1 protein-coding gene is annotated in these 607 nt (G+C 44.0%); it reads right to left on the reverse strand.

The window, feature by feature from the left end; translation table 11 throughout:
- Positions 1 to 29: 29 nt before the first annotated feature.
- Positions 30 to 607, reverse strand: a 578-nt coding sequence (locus R7P74_RS27680) for a class I SAM-dependent methyltransferase (RefSeq protein ID WP_318123872.1), incomplete at its 5' end; no start/stop codon positions are given.

Consider the following 607-nt stretch of genomic DNA (forward strand, 5'->3'; position numbering starts at 1 on the left):
TCTTCTGCTTTGTCTTACTTATTCTTAGCCTAAAGCACTTTACAAGCAAAGCCTTTTAGGTAGAAACCTTCTGGGTATGCCGTATCGGTTGGGTGATCTGCGGCTTGTTCAAAGCGCTCAACAAATTTCACTTGGCGGTTTGCGTCTACCGCTGCGTCAGCAATGATTTTTTGGAACAAAACTTGGTCCATTAAGCCAGAGCAAGAGTAGGTCAGTAGCGTGCCACCAGGTTTTAAAATTTGCATCGCCAACATATTGATGTCTTTGTAACCACGACATGCGCCATTTAGTTGCGCTTTGCTTTCTGCAAACTTAGGTGGATCCATGATAACCACATCAAACTGAGTACCTTGGTCACGGTATTCACGAAGCAGTTTAAATACATCTGCGTTTAAGAAAACAGCGCGCTTTTTCGAGATATCAAACTCGTTCAGTTCTGCATTGTATTTTGCTGTGTCCAATGCTGGCTGAGATACATCCGCATTAATTACGCGTTTTGCGCCGCCTTTCAGTGCGTAAAGACCAAAGCCACCCGTGTAAGAGAAGCAGTTCAGTACTTCTTTATCTTTAACGTACTTCATCGCTTGTTGACGACTGTCACGCTGGT

The sequence above is a fragment of the Vibrio sp. 2033 genome (assembly GCF_033339735.1).